The organism is Prevotella bivia DSM 20514 (assembly GCF_000262545.1).
GTDB lineage: Bacteria > Bacteroidota > Bacteroidia > Bacteroidales > Bacteroidaceae > Prevotella > Prevotella bivia.
On record NZ_JH660660.1, the window covers coordinates 1,547,929 to 1,570,126 of the forward strand.

Genomic DNA, 22,198 nt, shown 5'->3' on the forward strand with positions numbered 1-22,198 from the left:
GGAATATTATTTGGTTATTAAATAGTATATTGTGTATATTTGCTCTTTCAATTCGGAAATAGAAAGTTGGCTGCTCAATGCACTTCTGTATGACAATCCAAGATATATATTTCTAATGGAAGATATAATCTTTTCTGTTTCCACAGTTTGAGTAATCTCTCCTTTCTGTTTGGCAAGCTCTATCACCTCTTTCCACTCAAGGCTCTTTCTTTTCTCGTATTCTTGAAACTTCTCTTTCCAATCCGGATAGTTGTCTTTCAGATACAAGATAAATGACATGAAATTGGCAGGAGTGACTGTGCCTTTTGTCATTATAAAAAATGATTTCATACGGCGACCGATGTTTTCTACACGATTATCAATGAAGGTCTTTAATGGTGTCGAGCTTGTAAGTTCAAGAAAGTCTGTAGCATCATTTGTCAAGAATTCAAATACAAACCTATCAACGGCATGATTGAATATATCCTCCTTATTCTTGAAATGATGAAACATATTGCCACGAGAAATGCCAGTAGCTTCCACTAAATCCGAAAATGATACTGCTGCATAACCTTTTTTCAGAAACAGCCTGAACGATTCATTAAGGATAATGTCCCTTTTGCTTATGCTTTCTTTATCTATTTGTTTTTCCATTATTTCATACTTAGTAGATTCAAAACAGAACGTTTGTTCTGTGTTTATAAGTGCAATATTATGCAAATTATTTCAATCCGCCAAATATTTCGGGGAATTTTTCTTCAAAAAGTTTCATTTCTCTCTTTTTTTGCATTTTGCAATAGAAAAATAGTTGTTTCTATTCATTTTTGCTGATTAGGCAATAAGGCTAAAAAAATCTGACAAATTACTTCCATTAAAATTAGTTGGTAATGATTTTAAGTGCTCCTACAATTTATTTCCGTAAAAACACACTGCTTTCATCAGAAAATATTATCTTTGCATTATCAATTTAAGTGTTCTTTGGGGCGCTGCAGAATAAAGAAAGGGAAAGAAACTCGCTCGTTTCCAACTCGTACCCCTTTTACCCTTTACACTTTCTTATCTTACTGATTATCTGCTATATACGAATTTATTGAATCTTTTGCGGGCGTAAAGCGTGAATTATTATCACGAAAAATAATTTATTTTTGGAGCAAAAATAAATTAAAAATAAATTAAAAAGGTAAGCTTTTTATAGAGAGAAACCGATCTTTAGCCACTTAAAAGCTCAACACTTGCCATTTGAAAACTCATACCCTAGCAGGATACAATAATTTTAATTAGAAAAAATTGACTATCTTTGTAGAAGATAGGCGGCACTCGGCAATTTGAAAGTAAATTTTCATTGCGCTCGTTGGCACTATCTTTGCATAAGATAGGCTGCACTCGGCAATATTCAAGCAAGCTTGTATTGCGCTCGTTGGCACTATCTTTGCACATCAGAATATAAACCTAGATAAAAATAACTCGTATGTTTTTAAAAAAAATCGTAGTGTGTATGTCTTTGCTCGCCATTTCATTATCAGGCGTAGCACAAAACGTATATACCATTTACCCTGTTCCTCATAGCCAACAGGCTTTAGGAGGAAAAGTTTCCTTTACAAAAGTAGTGAACGTTGTAGCCGATGCCTCAATAGATGAGGTTACTATCGCTCGAGCTAAGGATGTGCTAACAGCAAAAGGACTAACGGTGCAGGTTGGCAAACGCGCTAACAACAAAGTGTCTAACGTGTTCTTGGGTGTTGCGCTCAAAAATGGAGTAGCAACCGCTATGGCAAAGAAATGGCACATGGAGACAGAAGTGTTTAATAAGGTAGGAAAATTTGATAAACATTTGCTTTGCATCACATCAAATGGTGGGAAAGCAAACGTTATGATCCTAGGCGAAAATACAGATGCTACTTTCTGCGGACTAGCCTCACTAGAGCAAATCCTCGATAATGGTACTAAGAATTTGGCTTGTGTAAAAATAGAAGACTATGCCGATATTCAGTATCGTGGCGTGATAGAGGGCTATTATGGGGTGCCTTATTCGGCTGAAACCACTAAGGATCTCTTCCATTTTATGGCTCGTTATAAGATGAATAGCTATATGTATGGAGCGAAGAGCGATCCTTACCACTCGCAAAAATGGCAAGAGGCTTACCCTGACTCGATCACTCCGGAGCAAAAAGCCATTGGTTATTTATCGGCTCCTATGATGCGCGATATTACCACAACAGCACATAATAATAAGGTAAACTTTATTTGGGCTATCCACCCGGGAGGTGCATTCACCGAGAATAAAGATAATAATGTGATCGGTAAGATCATGAATAAATTTGAGAAAATGTACAATCTTGGGGTGCGCCAATTTGGTATTTTTGTCGATGATATTGGTGTACCTACAGATAGCATCAGCCTAGCTTTGAATGCAAAACGCCTGACAGAAGCTCAACATGCTGTGGAGGAACGTTGGAATAAAACTTACAAAACTGCTGCCGACACCGTGAAACCTATCAACTTTGTGCCACAACTCTATGCTTACTCATGGTTTAACGACACCGTGCGCCACAATTTCTTTTCGGCTTTGAGCCATACACCAAAGAATGTAGTGGTGTATATCACGGGAGCAAAAGTATGGAGTGTGCCTAATTCGCACGATCTTGAGATAGTTTCAAAGAGTTTCGGACGTTCTTTGGCATGGTGGTGGAACTATCCATGCAATGATAACGATATGAGCAAACTATTCGTGCGTGATACCTATACCAACTTTGCCGATGAGAAATGGATAGACAATGATGCTAAGCTTGATGCTACATTGAGGGGGGCTAGCGCGCTCATTGCTAACCCTATGCAACAAGGATCGGCTTCGCGCATAGCACTCTTTGGAGTAGGCGATTACGCTTGGAACCATGCAGGATTTAAGAATGAGGAGAGCTATCAAGCATCATTGCAAGCTGTAGTGGGCAAAGGGCGTGCAAAGGCTTTCGATCATCTTTCTAAGTATTTACGATATTATGATGCCGAACCATTGCAAACACTCATCAGCGAATATAAAACGAGTAACAACGCAGCACCTTTGATGACTGAAATGGAGACATTGATGACCGATTGTTACACCTTTATGATGATGAAGCATTCGGAAAATAAGAGTGACAGCTTAATGTATGCCGACATTAGTCCTTGGGTGGAAAAAGTAAGCGACATGGCGTATATCACCCATCAACTACTTGCGGCTATCGAGACAAAGGAAGCAGGCAAACCCATATCCGCTGCACTTCAAAACAAGCTTCTTGCGCTTGCAGAAGGTTTAGACGACAATGGCAAGTATAAGTTTGGAGTACTCAATGGTATGGGCGACGACATCAAACTAAGCTACATCAGTGCAGAGCCAGCCCAAAAGGTAATGCGTCCTTTCATTAGTTTCTTAGCAGATAAGCTGAAAAAAAAGTAGTGATAGCGAAGATAAAAATATTAGATAAATAAAGTGGAAATCCATTGTAAGAAAAGACTTACAGTGGATTTCCACTTTAATATATTTTTTGCTGTATTGACACTAAGAGCTACAATTAAACAATACTCGCTTTGTAGTTTCGGCATATTGCAATGTAAAAGACTTATCTTTTACCGTGCAATAGCCTCTCCCCTGTTCTGTAGTTTTAATTAGTGTTACCCCTTATATTAACAAAAAGGGTATGTGAAAGTATCTATACCTTAGCTATAGAGGGTTCAGTCTACACCCTCAAAGGTTTTGAAAGAATATAGTTTTAATCGTAGCGTTTGCCACTGTTTTATCTTTATCTTCACCCAATAAACACAAAAAAATAGCAACCCTTGCTTGTAAAAAGGTTAATATAAGTTAAGCCCTAAAAACTATTGGCAACTTTCTTCTATTTAACCTATTGATTATATAATGATAAATACCTATCTTTGTAGAAGATAGGCGGCGCTCGGCAATTTGAAAACAAGCTTTCATTGCGCTCGCTGGCACTATCTTTGCATAAGATAGGCGGCACTCGGCAATATTCAAGCAAGCTTGTATTGCGCTCGCTGGCACTATCTTTGTAAAAGATACAGCATATTAGTACGAGAATATAAAAATATTAATTTCCTAACTATAACATTACAAAAAATAATGAATAGAAAAATTATCCTCTGCACGCTGCTTTTTGGCTCATTAGCCATAAATGCACAAATAAAGGACGGTGGCATCAATCAGCAGATGATGCAAAAGATTGAAAGCACTACTAACCAATCAAGCTTTAAAGCAATCGCTAATGCTATGGCATCAAACCCTATCGACGACTTGGCACGCAACGCTAAGAACAAGACTATGTTTGATGATTATTTTAGCATAGAAACACCCAAACAGAATATTCATAACCAGAAAAGTTCGGGCAGATGCTGGCTATTCTCTGGACTTAACGTGCTACGCTCTCGCTTTGCATTGGCTCATAAAGACAGTATTAAGGTAGAGTTCTCGCATGTCTACCTTTCATTCTATGACCAACTAGAGAAATCAAACTTGATGCTTCAAGGCGTGATTGATTGTGCCAACAAGCCTATAGATGATCCAAAAGTTCAGTTCTTCTTTAAGAACCCAATTGGAGATGGCGGTACTTTCTGTGGTGTGGCAGACCTAACCGAGAAGTATGGCGTAGTACCTATGGAGGTGATGCCTGAAACTTATTCTGCAGAAAACACCTCACGCATGGCAAGACTCATCTCTTCAAAATTGCGTGAATATGGACTAGAACTAAGAAAAATGGTAGCCGACAAAAAATCAAAACAAGCTATCAAAACACGCAAAACAGAAATGTTAGGCACTATCTACAAGATGCTTACCATGTCGCTTGGCGAACCTGTAAAGCAATTTACCTATGCGTTTAAGAACAAAGATGGAAAGCAAATAGGTAAAGCAAAGACATATACACCACAAGAGTTTTACAAGGAAACAGTAGGCGGACCATTGAACGGCACATTTATCATGGCAATGAACGACCCTAGAAGACCTTACTATAAAACTTATGAGGTGGAATATGATCGCCACACCTATGATGGTCATAACTGGAAATATCTTAACCTGCCAACCGATGAAATAGCAAAGTTAGCAATCGCATCGCTAAAAGACGGTAAAAAGATGTACTCAAGCTACGATGTGGGCAAACAGCTTGACCGTGTTTCAGGCTTCCTAGACACAGAAAACTATGATTACGCAACACTCTACGGAACAACGTTTCCTATGACAAAAGCTGAGCGTATTTCTACATTTGATAGTGGATCAACACATGCTATGACCCTAACAGCGGTAGACCTAGATGAGAACGGAAAGGCTAAGAAGTGGAAGGTAGAAAATTCTTGGGGAGCAAAGAATGGACACAACGGTTATCTCATTATGACTAACAGATGGTTTGAAAACTATATGTTCCGCCTCGTTGTCGACAAAAAATATGCATCAGAAGAAATCTTAAAAGCGTTCGATCAGAAGCCTACTATGCTAACAGCCGATGATCCACTCTTCATAGAAGACAAATAAAAAGAAATAAGAAAAGAAACATATAGCTAAATAAAAACAACATTTGACGCTCATATCACATGATGGTATGAGCGTCATTTTGTTTCACATAACAAAGACTTGCACCATATATATTGAAGACGAAATATGATAACAAACCCTGCTTTCTTAAACAAAAAATTATACAAAAAGCGCACACACACCAACCGTTAACCATAAATATATAAAGCATAAATCCTTGACACAAGGCAATAAAAAAGGGAAAAAAAATATTTTGGGGCGTGAATGATCATTTTTTTGCGAAAATGTGTTGTGGATATACAAAAAAAAGACTATCTTTGCATACATAAAATATTATTTGCTGAAACTAATAAGTTAATATTAAGCGTTTTATGAAAAAGTTATTTATCGCACTTTCAATGCTTGCAATGGGCGTTGCTTCAACAAGTGCACAGGTTGCTTATGAGAAATCAAAGCTTGCAGACAATGTTTACATTGGTGTAGAAGGTGGTGCTACAACCCCTATGACATTCGACAAAGTATTTCCATTGAATCCAGCTGCTGGTATTAAGCTAGGTAAGTGGTTCAACCCAATGTTTGGTGCTAACTTAGAAGCACTAGCATTCTTCGGAAACAACGGTTTTTACACAGGTAGCACACTAGGTATGGTGAAATCACACACTATCGTTCGTGGTGTGAACATCGGTTTGAATGGTAATGTAAACCTAACAAACGTATTCTGCGAGTATCGCCCAGATCGTACTTTCGAGTTGATCGCTGATGCTGGTATCGGTTACACACAGTTCTTTGGTGATAAGAATATCATTAGAGAAAACAACGTTGGTGATGATGACGAATTGACAGCTAAGACTGGTCTTCAGTTTGCTTTCAACTTTGGTAACGACAAGCAGTGGCAAGTTTATGCTGAACCAGCTGTTCTTTGGAACCTAACTCATGGTCCTGGCGATGCTGTTCAGTTCAACAGACATGCAGCTCAACTAGGTTTGTTCGTGGGTCTTAACTACAAGTTCATGACTTCTAACGGTACTCACAATTTCAAGGTTTACGATATTGCAGCTATGAACAACGAGATCAACTCTCTACGTGATCAGCTTGCTGCTAAGCCAAAGGAAGTTATCAAGGAAGTTATCAAGGAAGTTCCAGTTGAAGCACAGAAGGAACTTTGCGTAGAAGACTTGATCTTCGTAACATTCGCACAGGGTAAGTACTACCTAACTAACGAAGCTAAGGCTGCTCTTGATAAGGTTGCTGAAGGTCGTCACGTACAGATTGTAGGTACTGCTTCTCCAGAAGGTCCTAAGGCACTTAACGATCGTCTATCTCAGTCTCGTGCTGATGAGGTTGCTAAGTACCTACAGAACAAGGGTGTTGTTATCGACAGCTCTACTGGTAAGGGTGTACAAGGTGTAACTTCTAACCGTCTTGCAGTAGTTTACGTTAAGTAATCTGTCTGATTAGAAAATATTTAAGCGCATCGAAGCAATTCGATGCGCTTTTTTTATGTACCTTTGTAAATGAAAGATAAGGCTTTCAGATTTAATTATAAGGCGGAAGAGATTACAACCCAAACAGGGAACAAGCTTATAATAAAAGCCTTTATGATTATGTAATAAGCGCAAACTAAAGTTATAAACGACTATTTATGATAGAATATATAAAAGGAGAACTTGCAGAATTAACTCCTACATTGGCAGTTGTAGAAGCAAGAGGAGTGGGTTATGCTATCAATATATCACTGAATACTTACAGTGCAATACAAGGTAAAAACGACATAAAGCTCTACATTCATGAAGCCATAGTAACAGGAGGGCGCGATGATAGCTACACTCTTTATGGCTTTTTGTCGAAGCAAGAGCGCTCACTTTATCGCCTTCTCATTACCGTTTCAGGAGTTGGAGCCAACACAGCTCGCATGATCCTTTCATCACTTACACCTAGCGAACTATGCAATGTCATAGCAAATGGAGATGAAAAGATGCTGAAAGCAGTAAAAGGTATCGGCTTAAAGACCGCTCAACGCATTATTGTTGACCTGAAAGACAAGATTATGCAAAGTGGAATTGCTGATGAATTGCATATAAATAGTTCATCAGCTAGCTCAAATATAAATACCGCAGTGAAAGACGAAGCACTCTCTGCACTTATCATGCTAGGCTTCTCTCCTGCTCCATCGGCAAAGGTTGTGGTATCTATCTTAACCGAACAGCCTGAGTTGCCCGTTGAACAGGTTGTAAAACTTGCCCTTAAAATGATAAAATAAGCTATAGAATGGGGACAAGAACGTTTGAATATAAAATAACAATCCTCGACTGGGCAAGCATTATTATCCTACTCTTTGGCGACTTAACCTGCCTTTGGCATCGCGAAAACCCCGCACTTATCGCATTAGGAGTATTGCTGATCATCGTTACCTTACGTGCAGCCGACCGATGTTTACACACTAAATACCTCCTCACCGACAAAGAAATTATTATCAAAACTGGCAGATTTAGCAGAAATAAAATAGTACCCTTTGGTGATATTAAGGAAGTTACCACCCAACCGCTAGCCTTTCGCATAGGGACAATTGTGGTCATAACAAAATTAGATGAAGCCTATACTAGTCTCCAACCAAAGGAACACAGCAGCTTTATACACACACTACAAAAGAGACTCATTCCCAACAACCAAAGATAAAAATGAAGATTAAACAGATAACAACGCTACTACTTTTCACTTTTCTTTCTCTCCCATTAGCAGCACAAGTATATTTAGATAGTGCAGAAGTAGCACGCTTTCTACCCTACAAGAATAAGGTCGTAACTACCACCCAAAACGCATTAGAACAAGACTCAATATCAAGTGATGACGAAACTGATGACGAAGTAGATAGTACCCTCACTGCTTTTGACTACGATACCCACCTTTCATGGAAAGAAAATATTACCCAACGACTCAACAATATCTTTCAAAGTCCACTGCTACAAACAGTTCAAGCTGGCGTGATGATATGGGATTTAACTGATGACACCTTGCTATTCCAACATAATGAGCAGCTCCATCTACGTCCTGCTTCTACCATGAAATGTGTTACAGCCATTGCTGCACTCGACAAACTCGGCTCTTCCTACACCTATAAGACGAGCCTTTACTATACAGGAAACTTAGTGGATAGCACACAAACCTTGGAAGGCGACCTCTATATTGTGGGAGGTATGGATCCAATGTTTAGAGCAACGGAGATGAACCAACTAGTTGCTGCTATCAAAAACTTAGGTATCAACCACATCACAGGCACACTATATGCCGACCTCTCGTTTAAAGATAGCAAGCAGTTTGGAAGAGGATGGTGCTGGGATGATAAAAATCCTACCCTCACCCCACTGCTTTATAACAAAAAAGATATTTTCATCGAACAGTTTAATCAAAAGCTAAGGCAAAACGGAATTACCATAGATAGCGGTTACGGTACACGCCAATACCCGTCAAATGCACAAAATATCATTACTACTACCCATTCTATTGGAGACGTAATGCACCACATGATGAAAGCTAGCGACAATCTGTATGCAGAGTCTATGTTCTATCAATTGGCATCTAATGGCGGAATAAACAAGCACGCCTCTGCAAACAATGCGCGTATCTACATACAACAACTTATCCGAAAATTAGGATTAAACCCTTCCAACTATAAGATAGCAGATGGCAGTGGACTATCGCTTTACAACTATCTCACAGCCGAACTTGAAGTGAAACTCCTCCGTTATGCCTATCAAAATCCTGATATATACAACACCCTTCTGCCCACTCTTCCTATTGCAGGTGTTGATGGAACGCTTCGCAAACGTATGCGAAACACACCAGCAGCACGCAACGTAAAGGCAAAAACAGGTACAGTAGTAGGAGTTACCTCTCTAGCTGGCTACTTAACAGCGGCTAATGGGCATCTCATTTGTTTTTCAATTATAAATAATGGAGGACTCGCAAGCGGTGCTATGCGCAACTTTCAGAATAAGATTTGTATAGCACTCTGTCAATAGCGAAGTATCGTTAATCCACTCGCAATAACAGCTTTTCAACATCACTATTCAAGCGTAGGTAAGGTTTCGCTAACAAATAACCTACATTACGGCGCAACATCGGAATAACATCCTCTACACTATGACTATAACTAGAAAGCTCATTTCTACGTTGCGTATCATGTATAGCCGTTTGATTTATCTCGCGTTCCCGCTCTCTTATGAGCTGATCACACAATCGCTTCATAATAGGCACTACCACCTTATCAAACAAGTGATGCCCTTGTATATATAAATAGGTATCTACTGGCTCAACACCAAGCTTTATCAAATCGTGTTTCGTGTTCAGATAGCTTTCTTTTGCATTAGGATGATTCCTTTGTAAGAAAGCTATTTTTTGTTGTACCTTATGCCGTAACTTTTCCAAGCTATTATTAGGGTATGCTATAGAAAAATTGCTTAACTCAATCGTTGTATTAAACTCTGTAAGCGAAAATTGCTTAAACCTATCTGTGCGATAAGCCCACACACTCCAAACAAACAAAGGAAATATAATCTGGCTATAAGTATGTAGGAACGCAGGGAAATCGAATACTTGATGATCATTTAAAGTTACAGCCACACATACATCGTGTAAACTTTCGGCATAACACTGTAAGTTCTCAATGGCATAAGCATAGGTATGTAAGACATAAGGGTTATAACATACAACCTCTGAAACTCCCGTTGCCCCCTGTAAAAGATAGTCATAATCGGCATCTACACAAGCTATCATACTCTCACCTGCACACCTAGAAATAATATTCATAAGCACCGATTTCTTACCTCTTTCTAGTGTTTTCTCTCTCGATGGCAACATTACCTCAAAGTAACGCTTATCATCTTCATATTTACTAAGCACCATACGCCAAAAGAAGATGTCGTCATACGATTCCACATACACCACTATTCGCTTCCGACACTTCTGCCCATTTAGCTTATTAGCAGCATGAATATATGCCGATGAAATCTGTTCATTTAATCTTTTCCCCATACCATCGCTTCATTATTCAGACTGAATAATATCACTCACTTCTGTTACCTTGTCGAGCCATCCATTCATAATAACAGCAGGACTATGCGTTGTCAAAATAATCTGTACGCTTGGATTTAGCTCTAAGATCATATCTACCAAGCGCTTCTGCCAATCAATATGCAAACTCACTTCTGGCTCATCCATAAAGAGCACGTAGGGAAGGTTATCCTCTATTAGCACCGTTAGTAAGATTACAAGAATTTGCTTTTCGCCACTCGAAAGCTGATAGGGAAACAACGTTTCATTTAACAATAGAAATCTAATTTCGTTTTCCGATCGGATAATCTTTTTCCCTGTCGCTGCAAAAAGGTCATCTATCAAATCTTGAAACCGCTTTTTAGGCAGAGATACCTCTTGTGCTTTCTGAGCAGCATCAGCATCGCCCGATTGTAGGATAGAAATAATTCTGTTTCCTACATTCACTTGATAGTCTAAATACTTACGCTGCAACTGAAACAATTGCCAATCTAGCTCTGTAGTGAGGTTAGCATCCATCTTTGCCACACTCTCAAAGTTGAGCAAAGGGCGATCGAACGACCTAATAATATCATAGCGAATAGTAGTGGCATCGCTAGGATCTACTTTTAGTTTCACTCCGGGAGGCATCTGCTCCATTAAGTTCTCACTATGCATAAGCCCTCGTACCACCTTATTAAGAATAGTGCTTTTGCCCACACCATTCACACCGCTAAGCACATTTACCTTACGATGCAACTTCCACTTGATATGGTGGGTACCACTCCAAAGTTGGTCTATCTCTATTTCCTTAATATAGTTGGCGTATGTCTGCATAATTCTTCTCCTTTTAGGTTTGAAGCAAATATAAGGAAAAGTTTACAACTCTGCAAGTTTTTTTTAATATACCACAAATAGGGTAGCCAATATCCCACACATTGAGTATTTCATATCTCACGAAAACGTCTTACCTTTGCATTGTGATAAGATGGTAAAACATAAAACCATGGCAACTCATCACCTTACTTATAAAAATAAAAAGAATAATATACTCTGCTTTTCAGGATAACAGAGCTAAAAAGAAAGGAAACAAATTATGGCAAAAATTGCACAGCAACTCACAGATCTTATTGGTAACACTCCACTCCTAGCGCTAGCTAAATTCTCGGCGACCGGTGGATCGGACACTCCTATTATCGCAAAGATAGAATATTTCAATCCCGGTGGTAGTGTAAAGGATCGTATTGCCTTTGCAATGATTTCGGCAGCAGAAAAGAAAGGACTATTAAAGCCTGGCGCAACAATCATTGAGCCTACAAGTGGTAACACGGGAGTAGGACTTGCACTTGTATCGGCTGTGAAAGGTTATAAACTCATTCTTACTATGCCAGAAACGATGAGTATTGAGCGTCGCAATCTTGTTAAGGCGTATGGAGCTACCGTGAAGCTCACTCCCGGCAAAGACGGTATGAAAGGAGCTATCAAGGCAGCAGAGGAGCTACGCGAGTCGATCGCTGGTAGCGTTATCTTACAGCAGTTTGAGAATATGGCTAACCCCGAAATTCACTATCACACAACAGGTCCAGAAGTGTGGAACGACACAGAAGGCAAAATTGATATCTTTGTAGCTGGTGTTGGCACTGGAGGCACCATAAGTGGCACAGCAAAATACCTCAAAGAGCAAAATCCTAACATTAAAGTGATAGCTGTAGAGCCAACCGAATCGGCAGTATTGAGTGGTGGTCAGAGTGGTTCTCACAAAATTCAAGGCATTGGAGCAGGATTTATTCCGAGTACGTATAATGGCAGTCTTGTCGACGAAATATTCCAAGTAGAGAACGATCAAGCCATTCTAGCTAGTCGTCATCTTGCACAGCAAGAAGGACTCCTAGTAGGTATCTCATCGGGAGCAGCAGCTTTTGCAGCTCGCGAAATTGCTAAACGACCAGAAAATAAGGGTAAAACTATCGTTACGCTTCTACCAGATACTGGCGAACGTTACCTCTCTACTGCCCTTTACGCCTTTGAAGAATATCCGCTTTAAATGCCTAGCCATAGGTACTAGGTGATAAAACACAAAACTACAAATATTTTCCAGGGGGTGTGTCAAAATTGATACCCCCTCTTTTTTTAAAAACACGTTTTGGATCTAACAACCCATTTGGCTAAAAATAAAAGAAACCCCCTCAACAATACTTGTAGAAACATGCATTGAAGAGGGGGAAGGAGGGGGTGTGTAAACACAACACACCCATATATTTAACCACTAAACTTATTTCGATACCATAACGGCTATGTACCCCTTAGCACCGACCTTGTCCGTCACATTCACATCCGTTCTTCCTTCTTTCAAGACCTTTATTGTTATCGTTGCATCCTTAACAGACATCTCAACAACATTTTTATCTACGACCTCTGCCTTATAAGGGAAGCGTCCCGACTGAATGCTCACACGCTCGCTTTTGCCAACCAACAATGTCAGGTTAGCCTTGCTTACCGTGATGGGTTAATGATTGCTCGTCGTAACCTTCACCGTTCCTTTTTTCATATTCTTGTCGGTTACCACAATCTCTGTCGTACCCTCTTGTACGGCGATAACAACGATAAAGTTGTCTTTTTCATGCACCGTTACACTGGCAATCCCTTTATTAGTAACCTCTACTTTGTATGGTGCCGTTCCGTTCTTGATGTATACGTTCTTTGACAGAAATGGCTTCAACGTGAACGAAGTAGGGTCGAGCGTAAGTTGCTTCTTCTTCTCTTCCTCTTCTTTCTTTCGTCTTGCTTCTGCTTCCTCCTGCTTCTTCTTTTCTTCTTCTTGCTTCTTCTTCTCTTCTTCCTGCTTCTTCTTCTCTTCTTCCTGCTTCTTCTTTTCTTCTTCTTGCTTCTTCTTCTCCTCTTGCTTCTTCTTCTCTTCTTCTTGCTTCTTCTTCTCCTCTTGTTTCTTCATCTCCTTAGGATCCTTTTGATCATAATCCACCTTGTCGCAAGAATAAAAGGTTACGACACACGCACATAATAAAAGGATTAGCCACTTTGATAAGTTTTTTGTTTTCATTGTTATTTAATTTTAATAAGTATTATTACATGTTTTTCATTCACTAAAAGAAAAACGGCTGCAAAGGTAATCATTTTATGCAAATTACGACTGCTTCTCATAACACGACAAGATTTTTTATGTTTTTTTTTGCACTGACAATTGGCAAGCTGATAACTATGGGCAAAAGTACACATTTTATCGGGCAGCAATAAATACGAATAGTTTTTTTATCTTGAGCCAAGGCTATCTGACTCAAAAAAAAGAAGAGTAAGAAATAGGATTTTACGCATATTGAATAGAAAAAAAGGAGTATAGCTAATTGACTAACTACACTCCTTATCATATTTTTATGAAGAGCTAGGTGAAAAGGAATACATTTGTAGTATTAATCCTAGTTCCAACTCTCCAGTGATTTAAAATTCGGCATTCTTTGGTGTACGTGCAAATGGGATCACGTCGCGAATGTTTTGCATACCTGTTACAAAGAGGATTAAACGCTCGAAGCCAAGACCGAACCCGCCATGAGGACATGAACCGTACTTACGAGTGTCAAGATACCAGTCGTATTGCTCTACCTTCATACCACGCTTTTCTATTTCTGCTACAAGCTTATCGTAGTTTTCTTCACGCACAGAGCCACCGATAATTTCGCCAATGCGAGGGAAAAGCACGTCGGTACCTTGCATTGTCTTGCCATCTTCGTTCTTCTTCATATAGAACGACTTGATTTCAGCAGGGTAATCGTTCATGATAACAGGGCGCTTGAAGTGTTCCTCTACAAGGTAACGCTCATGCTCGCTGCTAAGATCCATACCCCATTCTGTTACAGGGAATTCAAACTTAACGCCTTTTTCTTGAGCTTCCTTCAAGATATTAAAGCCTTCTGTATAAGATAATCGCACAAAGTCTTGTTTCAAAACACCCTCAAGACGCTCTAGCAAGGTCTTGTCAATCATCTGATTGAGGAACTCAAGATCATCTTTACAATTGTCTAATGCCCACTGAACACAGTACTTAATGAAGTCTTCTTCAAGATCCATCAAATCCTCCTTATCAATGAATGCCACTTCTGGTTCTACCATCCAAAACTCTGCCAAGTGGCGAGGAGTATTCGAATTTTCAGCGCGAAAGGTTGGACCGAAGGTATAGATAGCTCCTAAAGCAGTAGCACCTAGCTCGCCTTCAAGCTGACCAGACACAGTCAGGTGGGTGCGTTTGCCAAAGAAATCCTGCTCATACTCCACCTTGCCGCTCTTTGCTACACGCTCAAGATCTAAGGTTGTAACCTGAAACATATTACCAGCTCCCTCTGCATCACTACCTGTAATGAGCGGAGTGTGGAAATAATAGAAACCGTGTTCGTGGAAATAGCGGTGGATAGCAATAGCCATATTATGGCGAATGCGGAATACTGCGCCAAACGTATTTGTACGTAAACGCATGTGTCCGTACTTACGCATATACTCAAAGCTTTGACCTTTCTTCTGCATTGGGTAGTCGCTAGGACAGAGACCATAAATTACAATATCTTTGCCTTGGATCTCTGATGTTTGACCTTTACCTTGACTTTCTACTAAAAGACCAGTAACCCCGATACAAGCACCAGTGGTGATGCTCTTCAATGTTTCTTCATCTATAGATGAGGGATCGACTACTACCTGAATATTCTTTATTGTAGAACCATCGTTCAACGCAATAAAATCGACTGCTTTACTGCTGCGGTGAGAGCGAACCCATCCTTTTACGATGATCTCTTTTCCAAAATCGGTGCTAGATAAAGCATCGACAACTTTAGTTCTTTTCATTTAATCGACTATATATTATAATGTATAGACAGCTTGTCTGTCTATGTTTATCATACAGGGAGACGATGTTTTCAACGTCTCCCATGAACTGATTTCTTTATTCGAACGCACCCATACGAAGCATTTCTACTTCCTTTTCGGTGAGGAAACGCCAATCGCCACGACGAACATTCTTCTTTGTTAAGCCTGCAAACATTACACGATCGAGCTTCACAACACGATAGCCAAGGCTTTCAAAGATACGGCGAACAATGCGGTTCTTACCGCTATGGATCTCGATACCTACCTGCGCTTGATCTTCAGGATTAGCATATTCGATAGCATCTGCCTTAATTTCACCATCTTCTAGCTCTATACCATCAGAAATTTTCTGAAGTTCGTTAGCTGTGATAGGCTTATCTAAGAATACATGATATACCTTCTTCTTCAAGAATTTAGGATGAGTAAGCTTACTAGCTAGGTCGCCATCGTTAGTGAAAAGCAACACACCAGTAGTGTTACGGTCAAGACGACCTACTGGATAAATACGCTCTGGGCAAGCATCTTTTACAAGATCCATCACCGTTTTGCGTTGTTGTGGATCATCGCTAGTGGTAACATAGTCCTTTGGCTTATTCAAAAGAACATATACTTTCTTCTCCAAAGAAACTAGTTTGTCTTGGAACTTCACCTCGTCAGTACGTAAAATTTTTGTACCTAACTCATTGATAACCTCACCATTAACAGTTACCTGCCCAGCCAAGATAAAGTCATCAGCCTCACGACGAGAACAAACTCCAGCATTCGCTAAGAACTTATTCAAGCGCAATGGCTCTGTTGGGTCGATGTGTTCCTCTTTATACTCGATACGCTTTTTGAGCGAATATTTTGCATTTGGATCATAATCGGCTGAACGTTGGCGATACCCACCCTGATTATAGCCTCCTTGCTGACCATAGCCACCACGATTATTATTGTATCCGCCACGATTGTTGTAACCACCTTGACGCTGCTGTCCGTAGCCACCTTGACGCTGCCCATAACCGCCACGATTGTTATTGTAGCCACCCTGACGCTGCTGTCCGTAGCCACCTTGGCGCTGCCCATAACCTCCCTGACGAGATTGGTAACCGCCTTGGCGTGGCTGATAGCCCCCTTCACGTGGTTGATAACCACCTTCGCGCTGCTGATAGCTATTCTCTTGTCCTTCCTCAGAGTTTGCATTAGCAGTGTAACGTGAACGGTATCCACCTTGCTGCTGACCATAACCTCCTTCGCTATTGTTATTATAACGTGGGCGATAGCCTCCCTGCTGACGGTTCTGATAACCACCACGCTGCTGATAACTGCCACGTGGTTGGTAACCACCTTCACGCCCTTGGTAGCCTTCACGCTGCTGGAACCCTTCTTGTCCTTCTTCGTTGTTAGCGTTATAGCGAGGGCGATAGCTACCTTGCTGGCGACTTTGATAGCCACCACGCTGCTGATAACCACCACCATAATTATTATTTATTCGTGGACGATAGCCACCCTGACGACCTTCACCTTCAGAAGAGCTAGATGCTAAAACTGCACCAAAACCTTCAGGACGGAAACCTCCTTCGTCCGAGCTAGTGCTAGCACTGGCGCTATAAGCACGCTGAGAGTGAATGCGTGGACGCTGCGTTCTACCTACGCCACCTTGATAACTTCTATGATAACTTTCTTGTCCGGTAGTAGAATAGCCCTCTCGGCTAGCCTCCTCGCGCTCTTTATGAGCGTCGTTGCTTTCAAATTCTTCTGCCATAGTAATTTAAAATGTTTTTAATGGCCTCACGGCTCCATTACTTACTGTTTTTGAATTATTTTTTTTATATTATAAAATGTACTTGTTGGGGGAACAAATCCTTGCTTATATACCTATATAGTTATGTGGAGTAATGGCACGTAGCTCATTCTTCACTTCCTCACTAACCTTCAATGTGTCTATGAATTTATGGATTGTTTCTTGTGTCATCTTTGCGTTGGTACGCGTTAAAGCTTTCAAAGCTTCGTAAGGATGAGGATAGGCTTCACGGCGGAGAATGGTTTGGATAGCCTCTGCTACTACCGCCCATGTTTTATCCAAATCGTCTGCTATCTTTGTTTCGTTTAAAATGAGCTTGCGCAACCCTTTTAATGTGCTTTGAATAGCTATTAAGCTATGTCCCATTGGCACACCGATGTTACGCAAAACGGTAGAGTCGGTCAAGTCGCGTTGTAGACGGCTCACTGGCAACTTCTGCGCAATAAATTGGAAAATAGCATTCGCTATACCAAGGTTGCCCTCACTATTTTCAAAGTCAATAGGGTTTACTTTATGCGGCATCGCACTCGAACCTACCTCACCCGCCTTAATCTTCTGCTTGAAATAGTCCATCGAAATATACATCCAAACATCACGATCAAGATCAATTATAATGGTGTTAATACGACGCATCGCATCGAATATACTACCTAGATGATCATAATTACTAATCTGTGTTGTGAGTTGTTCGCGTTGCAAACCAAGCTTTTCGCTCACAAAACGATTAGCAAATGCTTTCCAATCGTATTGTGGATATGCCACATGATGGGCATTAAAATTGCCTGTAGCACCACCGAATTTAGCGGTTTGCTTACAAGCTGCAAGTGTTGCTATCTGTTCTTTCAAACGATAAGCGAATACCTCTATTTCTTTACCAAGACTTGTAGGGGAAGCAGGCTGTCCATGTGTTTTTGCCAACATTGGTACCGACTTCCATTCAGCAGCATAAGCATCCAACTGGTCAACAAGTTCGTTAATCATAGGATAATATACTTCTTCGAGTGCTTCCTTGATAGAAAGGGGTACACTTGTGTTGTTAATATCTTGAGATGTTAAGCCAAAATGGATAAACTCCTTGTAGGCGTCTAAACCTCCAATCTTATCAAACGCTTCCTTAATAAAGTATTCTACAGCCTTTACATCATGATTGGTTACTTTCTCAATATCCTTCACGCGTTGCGCCTCTACTTCCGTAAAATTACGGTAGATATTACGCAAAGCATCGAAAAGCAAGTGATCAAAATTGCTCAATTGAGGAAGAGGAAGCTCGCACAACGTTATAAAATACTCTATTTCCACACGCACTCTATAACGTATAAGAGCGTATTCAGAGAAATAATTTGCAAGTTGTTCCGTTTTATTTCTGTACCTGCCATCTATCGGCGATACCGCAGTTAGTAAGTCGAGGTTCATATTTTTTGAATTTTCATATTTGCAAAATTAGCAATTTAATATGAAACTCAATACAATATATGCCATTATTTAATGAAAATTAGGCGCAAGATTAGCAGCTTTTCTTCTACCCCCTAGAAAATAATACTAAAAAGCTTATATATCTACTATACTTAGAATACTCATCTTTTAGAAAGCGAATTGCCTCCAGCATTAACGCTTACTTTTCTAAAATCGCCTCGCGAAGAGTCGAATTTACTGTTATTCCCTCATCAAAAAGCACTTGGTTTTCAACCTCTGTTATTGTAGATCCCTCAATAGCAGTAGAATTTGTAATAACAGAATAGAGATAGAATTTGTCATAATCTATCACGTCATGCAGCTTTAAAGCTTTGTATTGCTCCAACGTTTGTATAAATTCTTCTTTATTCATATTGTCGTAACTGTTAGGAGGTAATCTTCTTTTTATTATTCAGAGAATTGTTTTATTCATACTTTTACTAAAAGCAAAGGTAGTGTTTTATTTTGAAAAAAATGCCATACCCTAACCCTTTACAGATTAAGATATGGCACTTTAATTATATATTATCAGGGTAAGGCTACCGCTGTAAGGCGAAATCAACGCCCATTAAGAAGAGAGAGACCTTACCTATAGCCGCTTTGGCTTTTATGCTGCTGCAAAGATCCACTCATAGATACCACTGCATACACCAAAGAGGAGGATGCCTGCTATACATACAGCTAGGGCAAACTTGGTGTTGTTATCGCTCTTAAAGGTAGGCAATGGGTTATCGGTACGGATAATGTACATTGCCTTAACGATCTTGAGGTAATAGTAAAGTGAAACAACAGTGTTTAACAATGCAATGAATACTACTGCGTATGCCCATGCACCCATTGTAGTGGCGATAGAAGCACCCTTAACACCTGCCATGAACACGAAGAACTTAGAGAACATACCTGCAAATGGAGGAATACCACCAAGAGAGAACATTGCTAAGGTCATGAGGAACGATAGGCGTGGGTTGGTTTTGTAGAAACCGTTGTAATCGTCGATATTGGTTTTGTCTCCATTGTTCTGCTCTACGACAGAGATAATGGTAAACACTGCCATATTGGCTACTACATAGATAAGCATATAGTAAGACAAGGCAGTTACCGAACTCGTCCAATCGCTACCAATAGCAGAAAGCATAATGTAACCAGCTTGTGAGATAGAGCTAAATGCCATGAAGCGCTTTAGCTCGTTCTGACGAATGGCGAAGAGGTTGGCAATGGTGATAGAAAGTACAACGACAATCATCATCAACACGTGCCAATATTCCATCATACTACCAAAGACATGAAACAACATGCTTAACAAGGTAAAGGCAGCAGCACCCTTAGAGATAACACTGAGGTAACCTGTAACGGTAGTTGGCGCACCCTGATAAGTATCGGCTGTCCAGAAGTGGAAAGGTACTAAGGAGATCTTGAAGCCAAGACCGCTGAAGAAGAATACCAAACCAGCGATTGTCAAGGTGGTAGGAGCTAACTTTGTAGCAATATCGGCAAAGTAGAGTGTGCCGTAAGCAGCATAAAGCATACTGATACCATACAACATCACACCACTAGAGAAAGTTGCAGTAAGGATAAACTTAGCAGCACCTTCAGCCGAGTTGTTGCGTTTCTCATCGAAAGCCACCAAACAAGCCAATGGCACAGATGCCATTTCAAGTCCGAGGAAGAACATTAAGAAGTTGCCTGCACTCATCATGGCAAACATACCGAGGAGTGTAGAAACGGTGATCATATAAAACTCGCCTTCCTTACCACTCTTACTAGCCCATTGCTGGCTCTGCAAGAACACAATAAAAGTACCCATAGAAAGGATAGCCTTCATCACATTGATAGCAGTACTAGTCTCGTACATACCACCAAAGGCCGACTGTGCGCCTAGCGGAAGCAAGCAAACCACGGTGTTCAACAACAATAATACACATGCTAGCGGATTGAACCACTTACGCTCTTCTGCCTTTGCAGACACGAAGTCGGCAATAAACAAAACTACCAAGATAGCAACAAGCGTTGCCTCTGGTATCATCTTATAGAAGTCTGTATAATTCATTTCGCTAGAGTATTATAAATTACCGATTGTTGGAACATACTGAATAATATGGCTGAAGATAGGACCTACACCACTTATGATAATCTTCTCGAAGAAGAGTGGGAAAAGACCTAAACCTGCAACACAGAAAATCAAACCACCGATGGCAAAACGCTCGTCCCATGTAGCATCGTGAAGCTCTAGGAACTTAGGATTAGCCACTTTTTGGAAGAGAATCTTACCCACTACACGCAAGATGTAAACGGCAGTGATGACGATGGCTGTACAAGAGATAATGGTTGCCACACGATGGAACATACCAGCATTCTGGAACGCACCAACAAAGATAGTCATCTCGGCTACGAAGCCAGAGAAGCCCGGCAAGCCAAGGTTAGCCAAACCTGCTATAACGTAAGATACGGCGAGGAAAGGAATAACCTTCATCAAACCACCAAGGTAGCGTACATCACGAGTTCCTGCACGGTGGTAGATCATACCGATACATGCGAAGAACAAGGCTGTCATCAAACCGTGAGAAAGCATCTGAAGAATAGCACCAGTAATAGCTGTCTGGGTAGTCATCACAAGCGCAAAGAGTACCATACCACAGTGGGATACTGATGAATAAGCATTGATATACTTCAAGTCGGTTTGCACACAAGCTGACAAAGCACCATATACTACAGAGATGCAAGTCAGCACCAAGAATACGGGTGCCCACATAGTTAAAGCGTCAGGCATCAAGAACATAGCGATGCGCAAACAACCGTAACCTCCCAGCTTCATCAACACACCAGCGTGGAGCATAGATACTGCTGTAGGGGCTGAAGCATGACCATCGGGCGACCATGTGTGGAATGGGAACAAAGCACCAAGAATACCAAAACCGATGAATACAAATGGGAAGAACACGTTTTGTGCCGCAAGAGGCATAGCGTGCATCTTAGCAAGTTCGAGAACATTCATCGTAGAAGCACCGCTGAAGTAGTAGATACCGAGGATACCGAGTACCAACAAAGCCGATCCACCCATCAACATAAGGGTAAGCTTCATAGCAGAGTATTCCTTAGGACCAGTACCCCAAACACCGATCAACAAATACATAGGGATCAAAGCTACTTCATAGAACATAAACATGGTGAACATGTCGATAGAAATGAAGAAGCCAAACACACCAATAGAAAGTAATACAAACCAAAGGAAGTATTCTTTCTTCATGGGTTCGAGCTGCCATGAAGCGAAAGTACCTGTGAAAACGATTACTGCTGAAAGCAATATCATAACGACAGAAATACCATCGACACCAATGGCAAAGGCTATGTTGAGTGGTTTAAACCACATCGTCGTAGCAGAAAGCAACATATCGGCTGTGTTACCTGCCTGACGTTGCTGTATGAAATAAATGGTAAGCCAAATAGCACCCGCTAAAAGGAGTGATGAACCAGCCACCATAACGCCACGTACCTGATTATCGTTCTTAGCAACCCAAAGTCCTAAGAGCATCAGTACGGGGATGATTACAAATAATGTTAATATCCAACTCATTTTT

Annotated in this window: 17 protein-coding genes and 1 pseudogene; 7 read left to right on the forward strand and 11 right to left on the reverse strand. The window is 40.5% G+C overall.

Annotated elements, in window-relative coordinates:
- Window positions 1-6: 6 nt before the first annotated feature.
- On the reverse strand, window positions 7-633 hold the full coding sequence (locus PREBIDRAFT_RS09000; protein WP_004338736.1) for a TetR/AcrR family transcriptional regulator: 627 nt from the start codon (window positions 631-633) through the stop codon (window positions 7-9).
- 814 nt (window positions 634-1,447) lie between these two features.
- Between PREBIDRAFT_RS09000 and PREBIDRAFT_RS09005 the strand changes: the two genes are divergently transcribed.
- From PREBIDRAFT_RS09005 to dacB, 6 genes are all read left to right on the forward strand, one after another.
- A complete protein-coding gene (locus PREBIDRAFT_RS09005) occupies window positions 1,448-3,412 on the forward strand; it encodes a beta-N-acetylglucosaminidase domain-containing protein (RefSeq protein ID WP_004339764.1) in 1,965 nt (654 codons plus the stop codon).
- Between the two features lie 681 nt (window positions 3,413-4,093).
- Window positions 4,094-5,494, forward strand: a complete 1,401-nt coding sequence (locus tag PREBIDRAFT_RS09010; RefSeq protein ID WP_004338734.1) for a C1 family peptidase — start codon at window positions 4,094-4,096, stop codon at window positions 5,492-5,494.
- Window positions 5,495-5,865: 371 nt separating this feature from the next.
- Window positions 5,866-6,939: an OmpA family protein gene (locus PREBIDRAFT_RS09015; RefSeq protein ID WP_004338733.1), complete on the forward strand. Its 1,074-nt coding sequence runs from the start codon at window positions 5,866-5,868 to the stop codon at window positions 6,937-6,939.
- Between the two features lie 197 nt (window positions 6,940-7,136).
- The gene (gene ruvA, locus PREBIDRAFT_RS09020) at window positions 7,137-7,754 is read left to right on the forward strand and encodes a Holliday junction branch migration protein RuvA (RefSeq protein WP_004338731.1); all 618 of its coding nucleotides are present in this window, start codon (window positions 7,137-7,139) and stop codon (window positions 7,752-7,754) included.
- 8 nt (window positions 7,755-7,762) lie between these two features.
- Window positions 7,763-8,170 carry an EbsA family protein gene (locus tag PREBIDRAFT_RS09025; RefSeq protein WP_004338729.1) on the forward strand — a complete coding sequence of 136 codons (408 nt, stop codon included), beginning with the start codon at window positions 7,763-7,765 and terminating at the stop codon, window positions 8,168-8,170.
- Between the two features lie 2 nt (window positions 8,171-8,172).
- Window positions 8,173-9,513 (forward strand): D-alanyl-D-alanine carboxypeptidase/D-alanyl-D-alanine endopeptidase, encoded by a 1,341-nt coding sequence (gene dacB / locus PREBIDRAFT_RS09030; protein WP_004338727.1) that lies wholly within the window; start codon window positions 8,173-8,175, stop codon window positions 9,511-9,513.
- Window positions 9,514-9,523: 10 nt separating this feature from the next.
- On the opposite strand, the gene PREBIDRAFT_RS09035 is transcribed toward dacB, so the two are convergent.
- Both PREBIDRAFT_RS09035 and PREBIDRAFT_RS09040 read right to left on the reverse strand, forming a co-directional pair.
- Window positions 9,524-10,525, reverse strand: a complete 1,002-nt coding sequence (locus PREBIDRAFT_RS09035; protein WP_004338725.1) for a DUF4435 domain-containing protein — start codon at window positions 10,523-10,525, stop codon at window positions 9,524-9,526.
- A 12-nt stretch (window positions 10,526-10,537) separates the two neighbouring features.
- Window positions 10,538-11,359 (reverse strand): AAA family ATPase, encoded by an 822-nt coding sequence (locus PREBIDRAFT_RS09040; protein ID WP_004338723.1) that lies wholly within the window; start codon window positions 11,357-11,359, stop codon window positions 10,538-10,540.
- A gap of 259 nt (window positions 11,360-11,618) precedes the next feature.
- Here PREBIDRAFT_RS09040 and cysK point away from each other — a divergent pair, with 259 nt between their 5' ends.
- Window positions 11,619-12,566, forward strand: a complete 948-nt coding sequence (gene cysK / locus PREBIDRAFT_RS09045) for a cysteine synthase A (RefSeq protein ID WP_004338721.1) — start codon at window positions 11,619-11,621, stop codon at window positions 12,564-12,566.
- 228 nt (window positions 12,567-12,794) lie between these two features.
- Here the strand turns inward: cysK and PREBIDRAFT_RS11745 are convergent, their stop codons facing one another.
- The 8 genes and pseudogenes from PREBIDRAFT_RS11745 to PREBIDRAFT_RS09080 form a co-directional block, all read right to left on the reverse strand.
- On the reverse strand, window positions 12,795-12,974 hold the full coding sequence (locus PREBIDRAFT_RS11745; protein ID WP_196491336.1) for a hypothetical protein: 180 nt from the start codon (window positions 12,972-12,974) through the stop codon (window positions 12,795-12,797).
- A gap of 54 nt (window positions 12,975-13,028) precedes the next feature.
- On the reverse strand, window positions 13,029-13,580 hold the full coding sequence (locus PREBIDRAFT_RS09050; RefSeq protein ID WP_238295916.1) for a pilus assembly protein N-terminal domain-containing protein: 552 nt from the start codon (window positions 13,578-13,580) through the stop codon (window positions 13,029-13,031).
- A gap of 395 nt (window positions 13,581-13,975) precedes the next feature.
- On the reverse strand, window positions 13,976-15,367 hold the full coding sequence (gene asnS, locus PREBIDRAFT_RS09055; protein ID WP_004338717.1) for an asparagine--tRNA ligase: 1,392 nt from the start codon (window positions 15,365-15,367) through the stop codon (window positions 13,976-13,978).
- Between the two features lie 97 nt (window positions 15,368-15,464).
- Entirely contained in the window at window positions 15,465-17,132 is a 1,668-nt protein-coding gene (locus tag PREBIDRAFT_RS09060) for a pseudouridine synthase (RefSeq protein ID WP_004338716.1), read from the reverse strand.
- Window positions 17,133-17,237: 105 nt separating this feature from the next.
- Complete coding sequence (gene purB / locus PREBIDRAFT_RS09065; RefSeq protein ID WP_004338714.1) at window positions 17,238-18,584, reverse strand: adenylosuccinate lyase; 1,347 nt, start codon at window positions 18,582-18,584, stop codon at window positions 17,238-17,240.
- A gap of 238 nt (window positions 18,585-18,822) precedes the next feature.
- Window positions 18,823-18,996 (reverse strand): annotated as a pseudogene (locus tag PREBIDRAFT_RS09070) (Fic family protein); the annotation flags it as partial.
- Window positions 18,997-19,230: 234 nt separating this feature from the next.
- Window positions 19,231-20,670, reverse strand: coding sequence for an NADH-quinone oxidoreductase subunit N (locus tag PREBIDRAFT_RS09075; protein ID WP_004338711.1), 1,440 nt, complete (start codon window positions 20,668-20,670; stop codon window positions 19,231-19,233).
- Between the two features lie 12 nt (window positions 20,671-20,682).
- The gene (locus PREBIDRAFT_RS09080; RefSeq protein WP_004339767.1) at window positions 20,683-22,194 is read right to left on the reverse strand and encodes a complex I subunit 4 family protein; all 1,512 of its coding nucleotides are present in this window, start codon (window positions 22,192-22,194) and stop codon (window positions 20,683-20,685) included.
- Window positions 22,195-22,198: the final 4 nt, after the last annotated feature.

Excerpts from the sequence above, each read along its gene's own strand:
- PREBIDRAFT_RS09000 (WP_004338736.1), bottom strand. The coding sequence starts at position 633 with ATGGAAAAACAAATAGATAAAGAAAGCATAAGCAAAAGGGACATTATC.
- PREBIDRAFT_RS09005 (WP_004339764.1), top strand. The coding sequence starts at position 1,448 with ATGTTTTTAAAAAAAATCGTAGTGTGTATGTCTTTGCTCGCCATTTCA.
- PREBIDRAFT_RS09010 (WP_004338734.1), top strand. The coding sequence starts at position 4,094 with ATGAATAGAAAAATTATCCTCTGCACGCTGCTTTTTGGCTCATTAGCC.
- PREBIDRAFT_RS09015 (WP_004338733.1), top strand. The coding sequence starts at position 5,866 with ATGAAAAAGTTATTTATCGCACTTTCAATGCTTGCAATGGGCGTTGCT.
- ruvA (WP_004338731.1), top strand. The coding sequence starts at position 7,137 with ATGATAGAATATATAAAAGGAGAACTTGCAGAATTAACTCCTACATTG.
- PREBIDRAFT_RS09025 (WP_004338729.1), top strand. The coding sequence starts at position 7,763 with ATGGGGACAAGAACGTTTGAATATAAAATAACAATCCTCGACTGGGCA.
- dacB (WP_004338727.1), top strand. The coding sequence starts at position 8,173 with ATGAAGATTAAACAGATAACAACGCTACTACTTTTCACTTTTCTTTCT.
- PREBIDRAFT_RS09035 (WP_004338725.1), bottom strand. The coding sequence starts at position 10,525 with ATGGGGAAAAGATTAAATGAACAGATTTCATCGGCATATATTCATGCT.
- PREBIDRAFT_RS09040 (WP_004338723.1), bottom strand. The coding sequence starts at position 11,359 with ATGCAGACATACGCCAACTATATTAAGGAAATAGAGATAGACCAACTT.
- cysK (WP_004338721.1), top strand. The coding sequence starts at position 11,619 with ATGGCAAAAATTGCACAGCAACTCACAGATCTTATTGGTAACACTCCA.
- PREBIDRAFT_RS09050 (WP_238295916.1), bottom strand. The coding sequence starts at position 13,580 with ATGAAAACAAAAAACTTATCAAAGTGGCTAATCCTTTTATTATGTGCG.
- asnS (WP_004338717.1), bottom strand. The coding sequence starts at position 15,367 with ATGAAAAGAACTAAAGTTGTCGATGCTTTATCTAGCACCGATTTTGGA.
- PREBIDRAFT_RS09060 (WP_004338716.1), bottom strand. The coding sequence starts at position 17,132 with ATGGCAGAAGAATTTGAAAGCAACGACGCTCATAAAGAGCGCGAGGAG.
- purB (WP_004338714.1), bottom strand. The coding sequence starts at position 18,584 with ATGAACCTCGACTTACTAACTGCGGTATCGCCGATAGATGGCAGGTAC.
- PREBIDRAFT_RS09075 (WP_004338711.1), bottom strand. The coding sequence starts at position 20,670 with ATGAATTATACAGACTTCTATAAGATGATACCAGAGGCAACGCTTGTT.
- PREBIDRAFT_RS09080 (WP_004339767.1), bottom strand. The coding sequence starts at position 22,194 with ATGAGTTGGATATTAACATTATTTGTAATCATCCCCGTACTGATGCTC.